This is a genomic window from Mesorhizobium sp. M7A.F.Ca.ET.027.02.1.1 (assembly GCF_004022985.1).
GTDB lineage: Bacteria > Pseudomonadota > Alphaproteobacteria > Rhizobiales > Rhizobiaceae > Mesorhizobium.
The window spans coordinates 1-16026 of record NZ_RZOL01000109.1 but is presented as its reverse complement, the minus strand read 5'-3'; the positions used below and the strand labels follow the sequence as shown (position 1 = coordinate 16026).

The following is a 16026-nucleotide window of genomic DNA, read 5'->3' as shown; positions in this document are numbered from 1 at the left end:
GCCGGAGCCTACGATGCACACCGGACCTTGCCATCATTCACCTGAATGACGCGCTCTGCTGACAGGCTGCACCGTGAATCGTCCTGGCCGCTCCCTGGATGAACCGCCCCCGGATCGTTCGTAGCCCAAGGACGAGCCTGTGGCCGTCATGCTATTTGCTCGCGCAAGAGGTCAGCGCTGTCCTCGAGCCGATATCCGGCATGTTTCTTCAGATTCACGCGCGTGAGGACACTGCCGACAGGTATCGCAAGAGAACCGTTGCCCTGAAGGAGTTCCAGCACCCCGCGAGCGAGGGTGCGTGGCGTTTTCCTCCACCGGATGGCGAAAAGAACCACGTCCGCCCATCCGGGCAGAAATTTGGCTTCCGGCCGCCCCAGCGCCGACGGCAGGTTTATGATCACGATGCGATAGGTCGCGTGCAGATCCGCCATCACTTTGCCTCCATCCTCGCACGATAGCAGCGCCAGCAGGTCGTCCGACGGAGCGGCGGTCATTACGTCGATCCCGATTTCATGCAGCCTGGCAACGGCACCTTCCAGGTCGCAGCGATTGCAAACATAGTCAGCGAAGGAATGGCGGTTCTTGCGCTCGCTGAACTGGTGCAGGAACTCGAGCGTGAGCTGAACGCCCTTGCGTTCAAGATCGACCAACAGGACTCGACCGCCCAGTCGCGTGCCGGCGAGCGCCAGGCTCCACGCGAGTTCGGTCCCGCCATCCTGCGGCACGCTGGAGGTGACAAGCGCCGTGTACGACGAACGAGCCCTTAGCGCATTTGGTGCCGCCGCGATCAGCAACGACGTCACGGCGCGGCTATATGCGGACCTGCGCTCCCCCAGCACGAGGTTTCGCAGTTGTTTGGCATGCATTCCGCATGCTTCGGGGATCTGCCCCATACATGGAACCTTGAGCACCGCTTCCGCCTCGGCCTCGCCACGGAAAGTCCGGTCAAAATGATTGCGCATCGTGACGTACATCGCCCCAAGGATAGCGAATAGGATCATCCCGGGGGGAACAAGGAAGATGGCTGGCAATGTCTGCGGGATAGTCGGCGGCCAAGCCGCAGACAGGATCGAAATTCCAGCCGAGGGAACTCCGATACGCCGCGTCAAATCCTGTTGTCGACCAAGGAGTTCGTTATATCGCTGGGTCAGCAGGCTGACCTGCGGCTCGAGAGCCCGCAAACCGGAAAGCCGGCTGGCGGTGTCGGCCATGACCGCATCCAGGATGTTCTTTCGGCTCTCAAGAGCGGCGATCTGGGCACGGAAAATGTTTGCATCGGCAGCAATCTTGTCGACGCCTTGTTCGATCTTGCTTTGCGTCGTGGTTCTGAGTTCCTCGTCTGCCGGCGCGAGAGCCTGTCGAGCCGCAAGGTCGGCAAGTTCAGGCGCGCCAATAGCTTCGGCCAGGGCGATGAGAGAGGCCCCTTGCTCTCGAAGCTGCTGGACGTACCGTAGCCGAGATTCCACGGCGGCGAGATCCGCCTTTGACATCGACAATTGCTGGCTGAGGTCGGCCCGTTCCCTGGCTGCATTGTCCGCCGAGCCTTGGTCGATGGCTCCGTGACTCAGCCGATATTTCTCAAGGCGGTCAGCCGCTGCCTGCAGATCATTTTGCAGCCCGGGCAGACTGGCGGTGATTGCATCGAGCTCTTGCTGGTCGGATGCCTGCCTTTTCTTCGTTAGGGTGTCGACATAAACCTGAGCGAATGTGTTGGCCACGAGCGCCGCCCGCGCGGGGCTGTCATCGGCGAAAGCGACGGAGATCACTCTCGATCGCAGCTCCTGCCCGACCCGCATGCCTCGCCGCAAAGCTCTCAACTCGGAGGCATCCTCGGCTTGTGGACTGTTGGCTGCCTGGTCCGCCCCTGGCCACAGCCGGTCCAGTAGACCGCCGGCAAGTGAGCGTGTCCTTGGGGGAGGGGTGGCAGACGGTTCAAGCCGGGAATTCCTGCTAGCGGAATTGTCCTGTCCGGTTTCCGCCGCACCTGTCTTGCGTAGTGCCGCCATGACGCGGCGCAGGTGATCTTGCGACGATAGCATCGTGATGTGGTCATCTATGCTTGAATCAACGAGGTCCTGCGAAGACGGGGCGCCGACGGGCAGTGAACCGCGCGAGGGGGCGTCGACGATAAGCTGGGTTGTTGACTCATAGAGAACTGGTCGAAGGCTTCCCAGCAACCCCGCCAACAAGCCGCCCAACACAGCGAAAGCAATAATAGACCATTTTCTCCTTGCCAAAATCACGAAGAGTTGGCGCGACGCGGTGGGCGGCTCGACATATTCACGCAATGACCGCACGTGCACTCTGCCTTCGAGAACCGGTGCTGGCAGTTGATTGACCCGTGGCAGCTGGATCGGGCTGATTGCGGAACCTACCATCTTACACTCCTGCCAGGTCGAGTTCATGAGTTGGGCCGGTTTGCTGTGCTTGCCGATTGGCCTTGCTCCGCCAGGCCTGGAACATCAACGCGGACCACAATTCGCGCGAGCGGTTCTGGCCATCAATGTGATCGCGCCAGCAGGCGTCGATCTTCGCGGTGTCCAATACGTCACTGCTTTCGGTTCGCATATCGGCGAGAAGATCGGTGGCCCAGTTGCGCAGCGGACCCCGCAGCCATCCAGCAATAGGGACATCGAAGCCTTGTTTCGGACGCTCGATCAGGTGCTGCGGGAGATAGCGGCGTAGCAATTGGCGAAGGATCCATTTGCCGGCGCCATCACGAACTTTCATGTTGGATGGCAGCCGCCAGGAGAATTCGACAACGCGGTGGTCAAGGAGAGGACACCGACCCTCAAGGCTGTTGGCCATGGTGGCACGGTCCAGCTTCACCAAGATGTCGCCAGGCAAGTAGCCCGCCATGTCATCGTAGAGAAGACGGGAGAGCAGGTCGTCAAGCGGCGGATCGCCGTAGCCGTAGGTTGGTTCGATCGGCCGCTGAGATCCCAGGTTTTCAGCCTGTGGCCGCGCCAGCCGCTGAAACAATTCGTCTTCATTCGATGCCGTGAGCAGCCGGGCGAGGCGTTCCATTCGGTCGCTCCGGATAAAATGCCTCGCGCTCGCAGAGAGCGGCAGTTTGCCAACGACATCGTCACGTCCGGCGCGTGCGAAAAAACCTGCTCCTGCCGCCAAGGTTCGGCGCAGTTGTCGGGGCAGGCGTAGGTGCCGTTTCAGCCGCTCCGCCATGAAGTGGCGGCCGTATCCTGCGAAGCACTCGTCACCACCGTCGCCCGACAGCGCTACGGTGACGTGCTGACGAGCGAGCCTGGCAACAAGCAAGGTCGGTATTTGCGATTCATCGGCGAAGGGTTCATCCCAGACCTGGGGCAACTCGGGAATGACGTCACGTGCGGCGCTTGGCGAGAGGTGAAGTTCGGAGTGGTCGGTACCCAGATGACGCGCAACGGCCGCTGCGTATGGAGCTTCATCAAAGCCGCCCTCTGCGAACGAGATCGTGAAGCTGCGAACCGGCTTGCAGGATTGGGCCTGCATCAAGGCGATCACGGCTGAGCTGTCGATGCCCCCCGACAGGAAGCCGCCCAAAGGGACGTCGGCGATCATGCGTTCCCGCACAGCCAGCCGAAGCCGGTTGTCCAGTTCGTCAATGAGGTCTTCGTCGGTGCCGATGACGGGGTTCCGTCGCCCATCGGCAGCGACGTCAGCCAGCGACCACCAGCGGTGAACGCATCGGGAAAGACGGTCCGCGCTGCGGTCTTCGGCAAAAGTCGCCGCCGTGACGGAAAGGACGGAACCAGGCGGCAGTTTGAACACGCTTCGCCAGATACAGCGATGGTCCGGTACCCATCCCGTCGAAAGCATTGCCGCGGCGGCATCAAGATCAAGGTCGGGAGAAAAGCCCGGAAAGCAATTGATCGCCTTCAGCTCAGAGGCGAAAACCAGCGCATCTCGGATCGATGCGACATAGAGGGGCTTTTTGCCCATTCTGTCGCGGGCCAGATGCAGGGTTCTTGTCTTGAGATCCCACAATGCGAAGACGAACATCCCGGCAAAGCGATTGAGGGCGGCCTCAAGCCCCCAATGCTCGATTGCGCACAGCATCACTTCGGTGTCGCTGGCGCCTTGAAAGGTTTGGCCCGCACTCTCGAGTTCGCAACGCAAATCGCGAAAATTGTATATCTCACCGTTGAAGGTGATCACGTACCGACCGCTGGCGGAATGCATCGGCTGGTGCCCGGCGGCTGACAGATCGACAATTGCCAACCGCCTGTGGCCCAGTGCGATTCCAGCTTCGCGGTCGATCCAGAGCCCTTGGCCGTCCGGCCCCCGGTGACGCAGCGATGCAGTCATCCGCCCGATCGCTCCGAGCGGCTTTATGTCCGCGGCGTCGGAAGCCAATAGAATTCCCGCGATCCCACACATTAGGACACCCTCGATTCAGCAAGCTGCCGCCGAAGTGCGGTCGGATTTCCGGCAACGAGGCAGAAAGCCAGCGAAAACCACACGATTGGATGGCGGATGATCAGGTGAGGCATGCTGAAGATTATCGTCGAGACACCAAGCACCAGCAGGGCGTCGAATCCTCCTCGCCAGGCGAAGCACATGGCGGCTCCCCCGATCCAGACCAACGCGATGACGGCGAGCAATCCGCCCTGCAGGTAAAGGTCGAGAACAGTATTGTGCGCTTCGAAAGGTCGCTGCAGAAATTGACGGTCGGCGACGGGCGGCCGCTCGAGGTGAGGACCAGGACCCAGTCCCAGCGACCCGGATTTCAATCCTTTTTCGACGGCCTCCTGCCACAAATAGAGCCGGAGTTCGAACGTTTCGATGGTCCCTTCCCCGCCTTCGTCTTTGGTGAGGTTCTTGGCAAAATTGGCGACGCTGGTCTCTTCGGTGAGCGCGTACGGCGTCATTGCAAGCGCTAGAGGCAAGGAACCCGCCAACAGCAGAATTGCCGCCATGCGGGGCATGCTGGCGCGGCCACTCGCTGCTATCCATGCACGAAGCCTCAATCCGATAAAGATGAGGCAGCTCAGGATGCTGGTGTAGAGATAGGTGTCGCTCTTCGTCAGCCGGCCGACATAGAAGGTCAGGAGCAGGCATGAGAATGCAAGCAAACGAGCCCATGGGTTGCGGGTGGTCGTAGCAAGATGCAAAGCCAGTGGGCCAAAAAGCGCGCAATAGAGCGCAAGTTGGTTCGGGTTCTCGGACCAGCCACGGAACCGGTCCCAGAACCAAGGATCGACGCCGGACTGGTGGATCGCACCATAAGCCAAACCAAGCTGTATCACAAAGGCCCCATTGGCAAACGCGACCACGCACCATGCGCTGCGGCGCAGATGCCGATCGGCGTCCGGCTCCGCCGCGGCCAGGCACGTAAAGCTTGCCAGCAACACATAGGCCATAACGTCATGCATCAGCCCGGTCAGATAAAGAACGGTGGTCAGGTAACCGACGATCGTGCCGATCCCCAAAGCGAGCGACAGGAGCAGCCAGAAGCTCGCCAGTTGGACAAAAGCGGGTGTGATCTGGAGACGACCGCCGGCGAGTATTCGTCCAATCGCCAGCATGATCCAGATCGCGATGAACAATTCGCCATAGCCGAGCGGCAATCCCGGAACGCCTAGTTGCGTCGCATAGGACATAGCAACGCCCAGGGCGAGCAAGGCGTCCCGGATCATTGATGTGCCCCGCCTCGGTGATTTGCGAGGCCGCCTCCAAGCCCAACGGCAGGGAGCGGTCGCATGTGCCCCGCGCGGAGTGTGTTGTCGTAAAGATCGCAGTACTGGTCGACCACCAGTGGCAGGGCAAATTGCCTCCGGACAAGTTCAACAGAACGGGCGCCCATCGCCTTGGCCGCCGCGCGGTCGGACAGCAAGTCTATCGTTCGCGAGGCGAGGGCATCGGCATCATGCGGCGCAACCAGGTAGCCATTCCATCCGTCTTCGACGATGTCGCTGCAGCCTGGCATCCTTGAGGCCACGATGGGCAGTCCCGCCAGCCCCGCCTCCAGCAATACACGCGGAACCCCCTCACGATACTGAGTGGGAAAGGCGAATACATCGGCCATGCCAAGGAGATCGGCGACATCGCGTCGTGGACCCAAGGCCAGCACATGAGGTGCATGCCGATCGAGCTCCGATTTGTCGATTGCGAATGAGCCCTCGGATTCTCGTGGGCCGACGAGCACAAACCGCGCCGCGGGCCTTGCGGACAGGATGCGAGGGATCGCATTGAGAAGGGTCGCCACGCCTTTCTGGCGCGTCAAACGGCCGACGAAGATCACCACTTCGGCGGACTGAAGGCCGAGGTCCTTTCGCATCTTCGTTGCTGAGGACCCGAGATGGCGCACCGTTGCGAACGCATCGACATCGATTCCGGAACTGCGTATCAGTCGCGAACTTCCGCGGCCGATCAGCCGAAAGCGCTCGAAGAACAGTTGGTCGTCGCGATTTTGGAATACGGTCGCTGCCGTCCAGGAAGACGCAAGCCATTGCAGTGCGCAATAGACCGGACGCAAGGCCAGGGCTCGAGGCTCCAGCGATGAGAACGTCCACCCCAGTCCGTTGATGGTGCGAATGACCGGAACAGTTCCCCGTACCGAAAGGGGCGTCAACAGATTTGGCTTGGTGTCGAAGCTCTGGATGATGTCAGGCTGAAGCTCCTGCATCAAGCGGCGCATCGTTCGGAGAGTGCGCCATTCCCCGCCTCCGCTTGCAAAGCGGTCGAAGGAGAACCTGTGATGCGAAATGTCATGCCGAAGAAACGGTACGGGAGAACCGCTCGAGACCGCCGTAACGCGAAAGCCTTTCTCTCGCAGCGCGATGAGGAAGGGAACTCTCAAGGCGTGATCCTCGCCTCCCACGCAGACCAGGTGCGGGTTCATCTGCCTCTCCCAAGCGCACATGGCCGATTGGCTCTCGATGCTGCCATGGCCCGGTTTCATCACCTCTGAGCGCATGCCGCCCGAGTGCACGCTAGGGGGACACCAGGTGCCTGTCCTCGTCCGTTTGAATGACACAAGGGATGTTTGGAAGGGTGGCGACCAGCGAGGCGAGATTCCCTCGCGATTGCCGGAGCGTTCATGTGACTCGTGTCTTACGGGATGAGCGCGGTGCTTGCCTGAGCCGTACGGGTGGCTGGTCTGCACACCTTGGTTGTCCAAGGTTTTCGAGTGTCCAATTGCGGCGGCGCGGTGCCTGAGCTCCGCGGTTCGCTGATGGCAAAAAATTTTTGACGCGTGGTTGCGCTGGGCCGTCAAGTCGGCCCTCGGCCTGCGTGGCCGGTCTTCAGGACGGAACCGGCACGTCAGCTGTTGGTCCACTCATCCGGAACATCTGTCGGCGAGGCCCAGGGGCCTCGCCGACTTCTTAAAGCATTTCTTCGCTGGGCTGGTTCAGGTGACCAGGAAAGACGATGCGGTAATCGACAGATGCGGAGAGAGGCTCGCGAAATGGATCTGGTTTGCGCCTCCGACGCCGTCGCTGTCGAAAGAAAGAGCTCCCGTCGAACTGTTGTAGACAATGTGATCGGAACTGTCATGCGCGGCTTTGCCGGCAAAGAAAGCGTCCGACGAGAGGCCCCCCTGATCGAGACCGGCAAAGATGGAATGATCGAGGTGGATTTTGTCCTGGGCTTTGTTGAAATCAGTGATCCTGTCGACATTTCCGTCGCCAAGAGCGGTACTGAAAACGAAGACATCACTGCCGCGGCCGCCCGTCAAAGTATCGGCTCCACCGCCGCCGTCGATCTTGTTGGCGCCGGCGTTGCCTTTGACGGTTTGAGCGAACTCATTGCCCGTCAGGTCGATCGCGGCCTTGCTGGACGCCTTGCTGGTCGCGAGTTGTTCGATGTGCGAGCCAGCCGATAGGGCGAAACTCACAGAGGCGAGGACTTTATCGATGCCGCTGCCCTTCTGCTCCACCACCTTGTCGTGAGCATTGTCGACGGAGTAGGTGTCATTGCCACCATATCCGGTCATCTTGTCGGCGCCACCGCCACCATTGATCTTGTTGGCGCCGCCATTCCCGTAGATGGCTTGGCCGAATTCATTGCCGGTCAGGTTGATGGCCGTCCTGCCCCCAGAGCTGGCAGTGGAGAGCTGCTCGATATGTGAGCCCGCCGTAAGAGCGTAACTCACCGAGGCCGCGACCTTGTCGAACCCCCCGCTTGGCGCTTCCATCACCTTGTCATGGGCATTGTTGACGAGATATTTGTCATTGCCCGTGGTCGCGTGAAAAACGTCTGCGCCGCGCGTGCCATGGAAGACATGATCGCTGTCCGACGGGGCCGGCGCGGCCGGAACTGGAGCGGCGGCGTCTGTCGGAGGCGTGGCCGGAGCAGGGGCGGCGACGTCGGTTGGAGGCGGGGTCGTGGTATCGATCGGATCGGTTACTGGGGGGGCGGCCGAGCCACCGGTGCTTTGGAGATTGTGCTGTTGGAACAAAGCCTGCAACTCCGGCGAATTTTCCAGAGCTGTGTCACCGTTCTGCGAGCCCCAGGCATAGGCATAATCGAAGGCAGGCGACGGAACCAGTGCTGCCCAATGATCTATCATCGTTTGCATCTGGTCCGGCGTCGGCATCTGATGCTTCCCGCCCGTGTCGGTCGTCCAGTTGCCACCGCCAAAAGTCTGGTAGACCGGAATGATTTTGTCGATGGGGATGCCGGACTTGACGGCCGCGCCCACGGCCCTGTCGATCATGTTGTAGTCGACCGTGCTCACGTCATCGCGCACCGGGTACGGGTCCAACCCGTAATAGTCGATGCCTGTATTGGCCGGATTATAGGTATTGGAAAAATCCGGATTTGTAGGAGACCCCATATTCATCATGGTGACGAAGGTCTTGGCGCCCGGAAAATGGGAATGGATCCAATCCGATTCCGCTTTCAGGTTTTCGGCAGTTGCATATGTGCCCCACCTGCCGGTGGGATCCGGCTCGTCCATCAGGAAAAATCCGAACACCTTCGGATTGTTCAGAAATGGTGTAACTTTTTCAATGAAGGAGGAGGTGACGCCGTCGTGCTCGCCGAGATAGACGAGGCCTTTCATGCCGTCCGGCAAAGCATTGACCTGCGAGAGATATTGAACATCGACAAGGTTGAACCCGGCGGTTGCGACTTCGGTGGCTGATCCACCGGACGCATAATGGAGTGTCATCCAATGATCCTTTGGTTGATTCGATTCTTGCCCCGCGTCTGCTTAGGTGATTGCTACATTAGGATGAAATCAAATACGAAACACAGGGGGATAGAATGTTTGATTGATCTAAGTTGTTGCTCAGTAGCAGGTATTTTGCTCAGCCGACCGTGGCACCTTTGAAAGTGTTTGGGAGCAAGGACATACGCCTCTTTTGCCGGCTCCGTTCTGACCAGTTCCTTTAGCGAAAATCGTCATCTTTCGGGAAGTTATCCCCAGACAGGGAGACGTCGGCGGTCGCGTTTCGCTGGTTCAGGCCACGAATCCGCTGCATTTTCCTCAAAGTCGACGTATGTAAGCAGAGCGTAATAAGGGGGCGACGGATAGCGGCTGCTATGCGCACTAAGAAAGGTTTGAGCCATTACAACTTACGGAAGTAACGGCGCGGCAGTGTCGCGCGAACGACCGCTGGTCATGAAAACATCGGGGGCCGGATCTCCCGAGCTACGTTCCGCCATTCTCGCCTGCATGCCTGGGCTGCTTGGCGTGGCGCTGTTCTCGGCAGTGATAAACATTCTCGCTCTGACCGGTTCGGTCTATATGTTGCAGATCTACGATCGCGTTCTGCCGTCGCAGAGCGTTCCCACCCTGGTGGGGTTCACGATCGGAATGCTGGGTCTGTATGCGGTCTATGGGCTTCTGGATTTCGTGCGGCTTCGCGTGTTGGTCCGCATCGGCAGCCGTCTCTATAGGAATTTGCAGCAAAAGGTGTTCTCCATCTCCCTGTCCCTGCCGCTCAAGGCAGGGCGTGATGCGGACCGTCTGCAGCCTTTGCACGATCTCGACCGACTGCGCGGCTTTCTTTCCGGAACGGGACCGACGGTTATCTTCGACGCCCCGTGGATCCCCTTTTATCTGCTGATCATTTATTTGCTCCATCCTTCGCTCGGCCTGCTGGCGACGGTCGGTGCGATCGCCGTGGTCCTCCTGACAGCGATTGCGGAAGTGTTTAGCCGAGGCCCCGCCGCGCGTGCCTCGGAGGAGCTGCTGTCGCAGCGGGCGCTTGCCGATTCCGGCCGCCGCAACGCCGAAGTCGTTCACGCAATGGGGCTTTCTGGTCGACTGGCTCGACGCTGGAGCGACGTCAGCAGAACCTATCTCGCCCAGCAGGAACGTCTCTCGGACGTCGTTGGTGGCGCCAGTTCGCTGTCGAAGGCCCTGCGGATGGCGTTGCAGTCCTGTGTTCTCGGTCTCGGCGCTTACCTGGTGATCGGCGGCGAGGCTTCACCTGGGGTGATCATCGCATCTTCCATTTTGCTTGGCCGCGCCTTGGCCCCGGTCGATGCTGCGATCGCAAACTGGAGAGGCTTTCTGTCGGCCCGGCGCAGCTATTCCGAGCTGGCAGCGGTCATGGCGGCATTCGGCCGCCAGGACGAGCCAATGGAGTTGCCTCGGCCGCAGGCGCGGTTTGCGGTCGAGCAATTGACCATTGCGCCGCCCGGCTTGCCAAAGCCAACCGTGGTCAATGTGAGCTTCCATCTGTCGAGAGGCGCTGGGATGGCCGTAATCGGCCCAAGCGGTTCCGGCAAGACAACTTTGGTGCGTTCGTTGGTCGGGGTGTGGAAGCCGCTCCATGGCTCGGTGAGATTGGACGGCGCCTCTCTCGATCAATGGAACTCGGAACAGCTCGGCGCCCATATCGGCTACATGCCGCAGGATGTGGAGTTGTTTGACGGCACGGTAGCAGACAACATTTCGAGGTTCCGAGGCAAGACGGATCCAAAAGGCGTCCTTGCGGCGGCAAGAGCAGCCGGCGTCGAGAAAATGATAATGCAACTCCCCCAGGGATTTCAGACCCGCATCGGCGAGGGCGGAGCGGCCCTGTCGGCAGGGCAGAGGCAACTCGTGGGTCTCGCCCGAGCACTTTATGGCGAGCCGTTTCTTGTCGTGCTCGACGAGCCGAACTCGAACCTCGACGTGGACGGGGACACTGCCCTGGCCGGCGCCATACGGGCAGTGCGTCAGCGCGGAGGCATCGTCATTGTCGTTGCGCATCGTCCTTCGGCACTCGCCAACATCGATCAGGTACTGGTTATGTCGAATGGAACGGTTCATGCCTTTGGCTCGCGCGAGCAGGTCTTGGCGAACGTGCTCCGACCTTCACCGCCTGTTTCACCTCGGCCATCTTCTTTGGCGCCGATACCGGGGGTTGCCGGGCATGCATGAGGCTCTGCTCGAAACATTCGTCACCTTCTCGTCGTATGCTCGGACCCTTCGTGGCAGCAAACCGCCTGCCGTGAGCGCGCCAGATCTGTCGGACGGTATACGGGCCAACCTGATATTCGGCTTGGCGATTACCGGTCTGCTGGTTCTTGGCGGCGGTCTATGGCTGGGATTGACCAAGATCGCCGGCGCTGTGGTTGCACCAGCCACCGTGGTGGTGGAAACCAACGTCAAGAAGGTCCAGCATCAAACCGGAGGCACAGTGGGCGGGATCTTCGCGCAGGACGGAGATCATGTGCGAGCCGGCGACGTGCTGGTCAGGCTGGATGACACGCTGACTCGCGCGAACCTGCAAATCATCAGCGAGGATCTCGATCGCGCGACCGTCCGCCTCGCCCGGTTGGAGGCCGAGCGCACGGGCCTGGCGGAAATGCAACTGCCGGTCGACCTGAAGGCGCGAATGAACCAACCGGAGCTGGCTGCGCTCGTCAATGGCGAGCGCGCCCTCTTTGAAACGCGCGCTTCGGCTTTGGCTGGACAGAAGGCACAGTTGAGAAGCCAATCCCAGCAACTTGAACGTCAGATCGACGGCCTTAAGGCGCAACAGAGCGCGGTGGATGAATCGGTTGCTCTGCTGAACAAGGATTTCGCGGACGTTGATTCCCTCTACGCCAAAAAACTCGTCTCCAAGGAGAGGCTAAGCAACATCAAGCTGGATGCCACCCGGGCCAGGGGAGAATCGGGGCGCCTCGCTGCAGCAGTAGCTGAAGCGCAGGCGCGCATCAGCGAAACGGGGTTGCAGATGCTGCAACTGGATGACCAAAGGCGCACTGACGTGACGACCGAACTCCGCGAGACGGAAGCCAAGCAGACCGAACTCAACGAACGGAGGATTGTGGCCCAGGATGAATTGACCAAGACAACGATCCGCGCGCCGCAGTCCGGAACGATACAGGAATCGGCTGTCCATACCGTCGGCGGCGTTATCGCGCCTGGCGAGATGCTCATGACCATTGTACCTGATGCCGATGATCTTGTGGTGGACGCGCTGATCCCGCCGTCGCGGGTCGACGACGTCCGCCCGGGGCAGCCGGTATCGATCCGTTTTCCGGCGTTCGACGTGGGAACCACTCCGGTCTGCCAAGGGTCAGTGAAACACATCTCGGCAGATCTGATTAAAGATCCGCAACGTCAGCTTTCCTATTTCTCGGCGCGTATCAAGGTTGAAAGCAAATCGAACTGCCTGACGGAAGCGAAGGTGCTGAGGCCAGGCATGCCCGCCGAGGTTCATATCCGCACCGATGAACGCAATGTCTGGTCTTATCTGTTGAAACCCTTTGTGGATCAGATGTCCAAGGCGTTTACGCAGTGATGGCGAGGTGGAGGAGGGTGAGCCAATAGGATATCGGGATTTCTGGCGGCCCGACGGCTTTTGGGGGCGGGCGGCCGTCGAGCCTAACCGGCGACGCGGGGATGAAGCGCCTCCGGCTGGAGGAAACATGCGCGTTATGTGACGCCACCGCATCATTCGAATAGCGAGGCTGGATTACCGCCCCCAGACGACGGCATTCTCGTGCCGTTTGATGATGTGCTTCAGATTCTCGAAGGCGGTCGTGACGTGGCCGGCGAAGCGCTCTGCCGCGGGCGAGCGTGGCCCGCTGACCCGGCGCAGGATTCCAAGCGAGCGGCTGGGCTGCGGAATTTCATAGGGTAGCACCGTCACCCGGTTTTCCTTGCGCTGCGCGAAGACCACGGAGAACGGCAGCACCGCCAGCGCATCGGTTTCGGCAAGGAAGTTGATCACGCTCATCAGCGAGCCTCCCGAATAGCGGACGTTGAGGTCCGACATGCCGATGCTCATCAGGATCATCTGCAGGTCCGACATCAGCGGAGAACCGGGTAGCGGGGCAACCCAGGGAAAGCTGGTCAGGTCATGCGCCCTGAGGCGGCGATTTCGCAGCAGGGGATGGTCGGGCCGGCAAGCCACGACGTTGCGTCCGGGCAGGATTTCCGTGAATTCGAAGCCGGGTCCCAGGTCGAGCACGCCGATCGGCACGATCCCGAGATCGATCTGGTTGCTCTCCAGCGCCGCGACCATCTCGGGCAGGTTCATGTAGCTTTGCTGGACGGTGACCTCGGGCTCGAGCTTCTGGAATTCTCCGATCATCCGGCTGATCATCGCATCCATGAAGAAAGGCACACCGCCGACACGGACGACGCCCTTGGTGCCTTTCATGAAGCCCTGCACCGCATCCGACGCCTTGCGCGACGCGGTGATGATCGTGCGGCCCTGCGCCGCCAGCTGGAAGCCGAGCGGTGTCGCCTGCAGCGGCCGGCGGCCCTTGAGGAAAAGCGGCTCGCCCACCCGTGCCTCCAGCATGGCCAGCGATCGGCTGACTGCCGGCTGGGTCAGGCCCAGCATAGCGGCTCCTTCCGACACGCCGCCTGCATCCAGCACCGCGGCGAGCTGCATGAGGTGGCGCTCGTTCAGCTTCATAGCAAAACGCTATACAAGGGACGCCACATCTCATCAAGCATCGCGTCAGGCCGTGCTATCCCGCTTGGCAAGGGGAAGGGAGGCCCCGGCGGGATGCACGGCCAGCACGACCCGAAGCGAGATGAATTCCCCAAGGCGATCTCGACACAGGCCGAGGAATTCTCACGGCGCCTGACGGCAATGGGCCAGTCCCGCCTGGCGGCGGCGGCACAGGCAGCCGTCGACGGTTTGCACGCGCTGATCGTCGAGTTGCGGCCCTCCGGCGAGGAATTCCGGCAGGCGATCGATTTTCTGACCGAGGTTGGCCACTACGCCGATGCGCGGCGCCAGGAATGGGTGCTGTTCGCCGACGTCCTGGGCGTGTCTTCGCTGATCGAGGATCAGAACAGCCCGCGCCCTGTTGGGGCGACCCCAAACACCCTGGCCGGCCCCTTCTACCGGGCCGACGTGCGGGAGATGCCGCTCGGCGCGAACATTTCGCGCGATCACAAGGGTGAGCCGCTGGAAGTTGCCGGCCGGATCGTCGCGCTCGACGGCGCGGGGATCGGCGATTCGATGGTCGAGATCTGGCAGGCCAATGCCGAGGGTCTCTACGAGAACCAGGAACCTGATAGGCAGCCTGAATTCAATCTGCGCGGACGCTTCCGTACCGATCCGCAAGGGCGGTTCCGCTTCACGACGGTGAAGCCGAAGGGCTACACGCTGCCGTCGGACGGCCCAGTCGGCCAATTGATGTCGGCACTTGGCCTTGGCCTCGAGCGGCCGGCCCACATCCATTTTCGCGTCTCGGCGGAGGGCTTCGAAACGCTGACGACCCACATCTTCGACCGGTCGGACCCCGCGATCGGCCGGGATGCCATCTTCGGGGTCAAACCCGAACTCATGGCCGAGTTCCGCGCGCTGCCGCCCAACGGAGGAAAACGGAAGCACGCGCTCGACCTCAACCTCGTGCTCTGCCCGCAGCGGCGGGGCGAAACCGAAACCTCTGGGAGGAGATGACCGATGGCACGTGTCAGCGGCTACCACCATTTGACGCTCTCGACGGACAGCGCTCAGGAAGATTTTGATTTCTATACCAAGGCACTGGGCCTGCATTCGGTCAAGCGCACCGTCTTGTTCGATGGCGTCATCCCGGTCTATCACCTCTATTACGGCTCGCCCAACGGCGATGCCTCGACGATCATCACCACCTTCCCGTTCCGCAAGCCAGGCGTCTATGGCCGACGCGGATCCAACCAGTCGCGTACCATCATGCAGTCGATCCCCAAGGGGGCCGCGGATTTCTGGGTCGACCGGTTGAATGCGCGTGGCATCGAGGCCATCAAGATCACCCGTTTTGGCGCCGACCGTGCGGCTTTCGCACATCCCTGCGGTATCCCGCATGAGCTGGTGGAAAGCGACAGGGATCCACGCGCGCCCATCGCCAACGAAACGCAGGGCATCGGCAAGGCCCACGGCATCAAGGGAATCTACGGCGCCGTGGTGGCGGTGATGGACCGCACCGCCATGGACGACTTCCTGACCATCGCATTGCCGATGGAGAAAGAGGCCGACGACCACGAAGGGCTGGTGTTCCGCGTGCCCGACGCGGCCGGCGTCGCTCAGCGCGTGGAGGTCATTGTCGACCGCGACAGCCCGCAGGGCACCTGGACGCTGGCGGGCGGCACGATCCACCACCTCGCCCTCAACACCGGCGACGAAGAGAACCAGTTGAAACTGCGCGCCCATATAGAGGGCCTCGGCTTCACCGATATCTCGGAGCAGAAGGACCGCAACTACTTCAAGTCCTGCTATGTCCGCTCCCCCGGAGGCGCGCTGTTCGAAATTGCCTGGACCACGCCCGAAGGCTGGGCCAAGGACGAGCCCCCGGGCCAGATAGGCAAGACGCTGGTCTTCCCGCCATGGTTCAAGGACCGCGAGAGTGAATTGCAGGCCGGCCTGGAAGAGGCGGATTTCGCGTGAGTTCAGGCAGCGGTCCGCTCCGGCTTGGGCCAAGAGGTCCGGAGGCGAAGGCGATTTGCGTCTTCGTCCACGGCCGCGGCCAATCGCCCGAAGAGATGCAGTCGCATGTGCTGTCGCGGCTTTCTGCGTCCGCCGTGGCCTTCATCCTGCCGCGCGCACCGCTCGGCATGTGGTGGGAGGCGCGTGCCGTCGACCCGTTGACGCCGGTCGCCCGGGCGCAGCTTTCCGACGCGCTCGACCACCTTGCGGC

Annotated in this window: 10 protein-coding genes and 1 pseudogene; 5 read left to right on the top strand and 6 right to left on the bottom strand. The window is 61.2% G+C overall.

Annotation, left to right across the window (positions count from 1 at the left end; translation table 11 throughout):
• Window positions 1-146: 146 nt before the first annotated feature.
• The 5 genes from EN749_RS14505 to EN749_RS14485 all read right to left on the bottom strand — a co-directional run bounded on the left by EN749_RS14505 (window position 147) and on the right by EN749_RS14485 (window position 9115).
• Complete coding sequence (locus EN749_RS14505) at window positions 147-2378, bottom strand: exopolysaccharide transport family protein (RefSeq protein WP_128363390.1); 2232 nt, start codon at window positions 2376-2378, stop codon at window positions 147-149.
• Window position 2379: 1 nt separating this feature from the next.
• Window positions 2380-4377: an asparagine synthase (glutamine-hydrolyzing) gene (asnB, locus tag EN749_RS14500; RefSeq protein WP_128363389.1), complete on the bottom strand. Its 1998-nt coding sequence runs from the start codon at window positions 4375-4377 to the stop codon at window positions 2380-2382.
• A complete protein-coding gene (locus EN749_RS14495) occupies window positions 4377-5636 on the bottom strand; it encodes an O-antigen ligase family protein (protein WP_128363388.1) in 1260 nt (419 codons plus the stop codon). Before EN749_RS14495 ends, asnB begins: the two co-directional genes overlap by 1 nt.
• A complete protein-coding gene (locus EN749_RS14490) occupies window positions 5633-6841 on the bottom strand; it encodes a glycosyltransferase family 4 protein (RefSeq protein WP_127266447.1) in 1209 nt (402 codons plus the stop codon). Before EN749_RS14490 ends, EN749_RS14495 begins: the two co-directional genes overlap by 4 nt.
• A gap of 510 nt (window positions 6842-7351) precedes the next feature.
• Window positions 7352-9115 carry a calcium-binding protein gene (locus EN749_RS14485; protein ID WP_128363387.1) on the bottom strand — a complete coding sequence of 588 codons (1764 nt, stop codon included), beginning with the start codon at window positions 9113-9115 and terminating at the stop codon, window positions 7352-7354.
• A 453-nt stretch (window positions 9116-9568) separates the two neighbouring features.
• Between EN749_RS14485 and EN749_RS14480 the strand changes: the two genes are divergently transcribed.
• Together EN749_RS14480 and EN749_RS14475 are read left to right on the top strand one after the other, a co-directional pair.
• Window positions 9569-11320, top strand: a complete 1752-nt coding sequence (locus EN749_RS14480; RefSeq protein ID WP_164873899.1) for a type I secretion system permease/ATPase — start codon at window positions 9569-9571, stop codon at window positions 11318-11320.
• Entirely contained in the window at window positions 11313-12689 is a 1377-nt protein-coding gene (locus EN749_RS14475) for an HlyD family type I secretion periplasmic adaptor subunit (RefSeq protein WP_127811186.1), read from the top strand. Before EN749_RS14480 ends, EN749_RS14475 begins: the two co-directional genes overlap by 8 nt.
• Before the next feature lie 174 nt (window positions 12690-12863).
• Here EN749_RS14475 and EN749_RS14470 read toward each other — a convergent pair whose 3' ends face one another.
• The gene (locus EN749_RS14470) at window positions 12864-13814 is read right to left on the bottom strand and encodes a LysR family transcriptional regulator (RefSeq protein WP_023808937.1); all 951 of its coding nucleotides are present in this window, start codon (window positions 13812-13814) and stop codon (window positions 12864-12866) included.
• Between the two features lie 93 nt (window positions 13815-13907).
• Here EN749_RS14470 and EN749_RS14465 point away from each other — a divergent pair, with 93 nt between their 5' ends.
• The 3 genes and pseudogenes from EN749_RS14465 to EN749_RS14455 form a co-directional block, all read left to right on the top strand.
• Window positions 13908-14813 carry a dioxygenase gene (locus EN749_RS14465; protein ID WP_128363386.1) on the top strand — a complete coding sequence of 302 codons (906 nt, stop codon included), beginning with the start codon at window positions 13908-13910 and terminating at the stop codon, window positions 14811-14813.
• Between the two features lie 3 nt (window positions 14814-14816).
• Window positions 14817-15776: a VOC family protein gene (locus EN749_RS14460; protein ID WP_127318892.1), complete on the top strand. Its 960-nt coding sequence runs from the start codon at window positions 14817-14819 to the stop codon at window positions 15774-15776.
• Window positions 15773-16026 (top strand): annotated as a pseudogene (locus tag EN749_RS14455) (phospholipase); the annotation flags it as partial. The gene EN749_RS14460 and the pseudogene EN749_RS14455, both read left to right, overlap by 4 nt.

What these genes read in the sequence shown, in the direction of transcription:
- EN749_RS14505 (WP_128363390.1), bottom strand. Translation starts at nt 2,378, where the DNA reads ATGGTAGGTTCCGCAATCAGCCCGATCCAGCTGCCACGGGTCAATCAA.
- asnB (WP_128363389.1), bottom strand. Translation starts at nt 4,377, where the DNA reads ATGTGTGGGATCGCGGGAATTCTATTGGCTTCCGACGCCGCGGACATA.
- EN749_RS14495 (WP_128363388.1), bottom strand. Translation starts at nt 5,636, where the DNA reads ATGATCCGGGACGCCTTGCTCGCCCTGGGCGTTGCTATGTCCTATGCG.
- EN749_RS14490 (WP_127266447.1), bottom strand. Translation starts at nt 6,841, where the DNA reads ATGAACCCGCACCTGGTCTGCGTGGGAGGCGAGGATCACGCCTTGAGA.
- EN749_RS14485 (WP_128363387.1), bottom strand. Translation starts at nt 9,115, where the DNA reads ATGACACTCCATTATGCGTCCGGTGGATCAGCCACCGAAGTCGCAACC.
- EN749_RS14480 (WP_164873899.1), top strand. Translation starts at nt 9,569, where the DNA reads ATGAAAACATCGGGGGCCGGATCTCCCGAGCTACGTTCCGCCATTCTC.
- EN749_RS14475 (WP_127811186.1), top strand. Translation starts at nt 11,313, where the DNA reads ATGCATGAGGCTCTGCTCGAAACATTCGTCACCTTCTCGTCGTATGCT.
- EN749_RS14470 (WP_023808937.1), bottom strand. Translation starts at nt 13,814, where the DNA reads ATGAAGCTGAACGAGCGCCACCTCATGCAGCTCGCCGCGGTGCTGGAT.
- EN749_RS14465 (WP_128363386.1), top strand. Translation starts at nt 13,908, where the DNA reads ATGCACGGCCAGCACGACCCGAAGCGAGATGAATTCCCCAAGGCGATC.
- EN749_RS14460 (WP_127318892.1), top strand. Translation starts at nt 14,817, where the DNA reads ATGGCACGTGTCAGCGGCTACCACCATTTGACGCTCTCGACGGACAGC.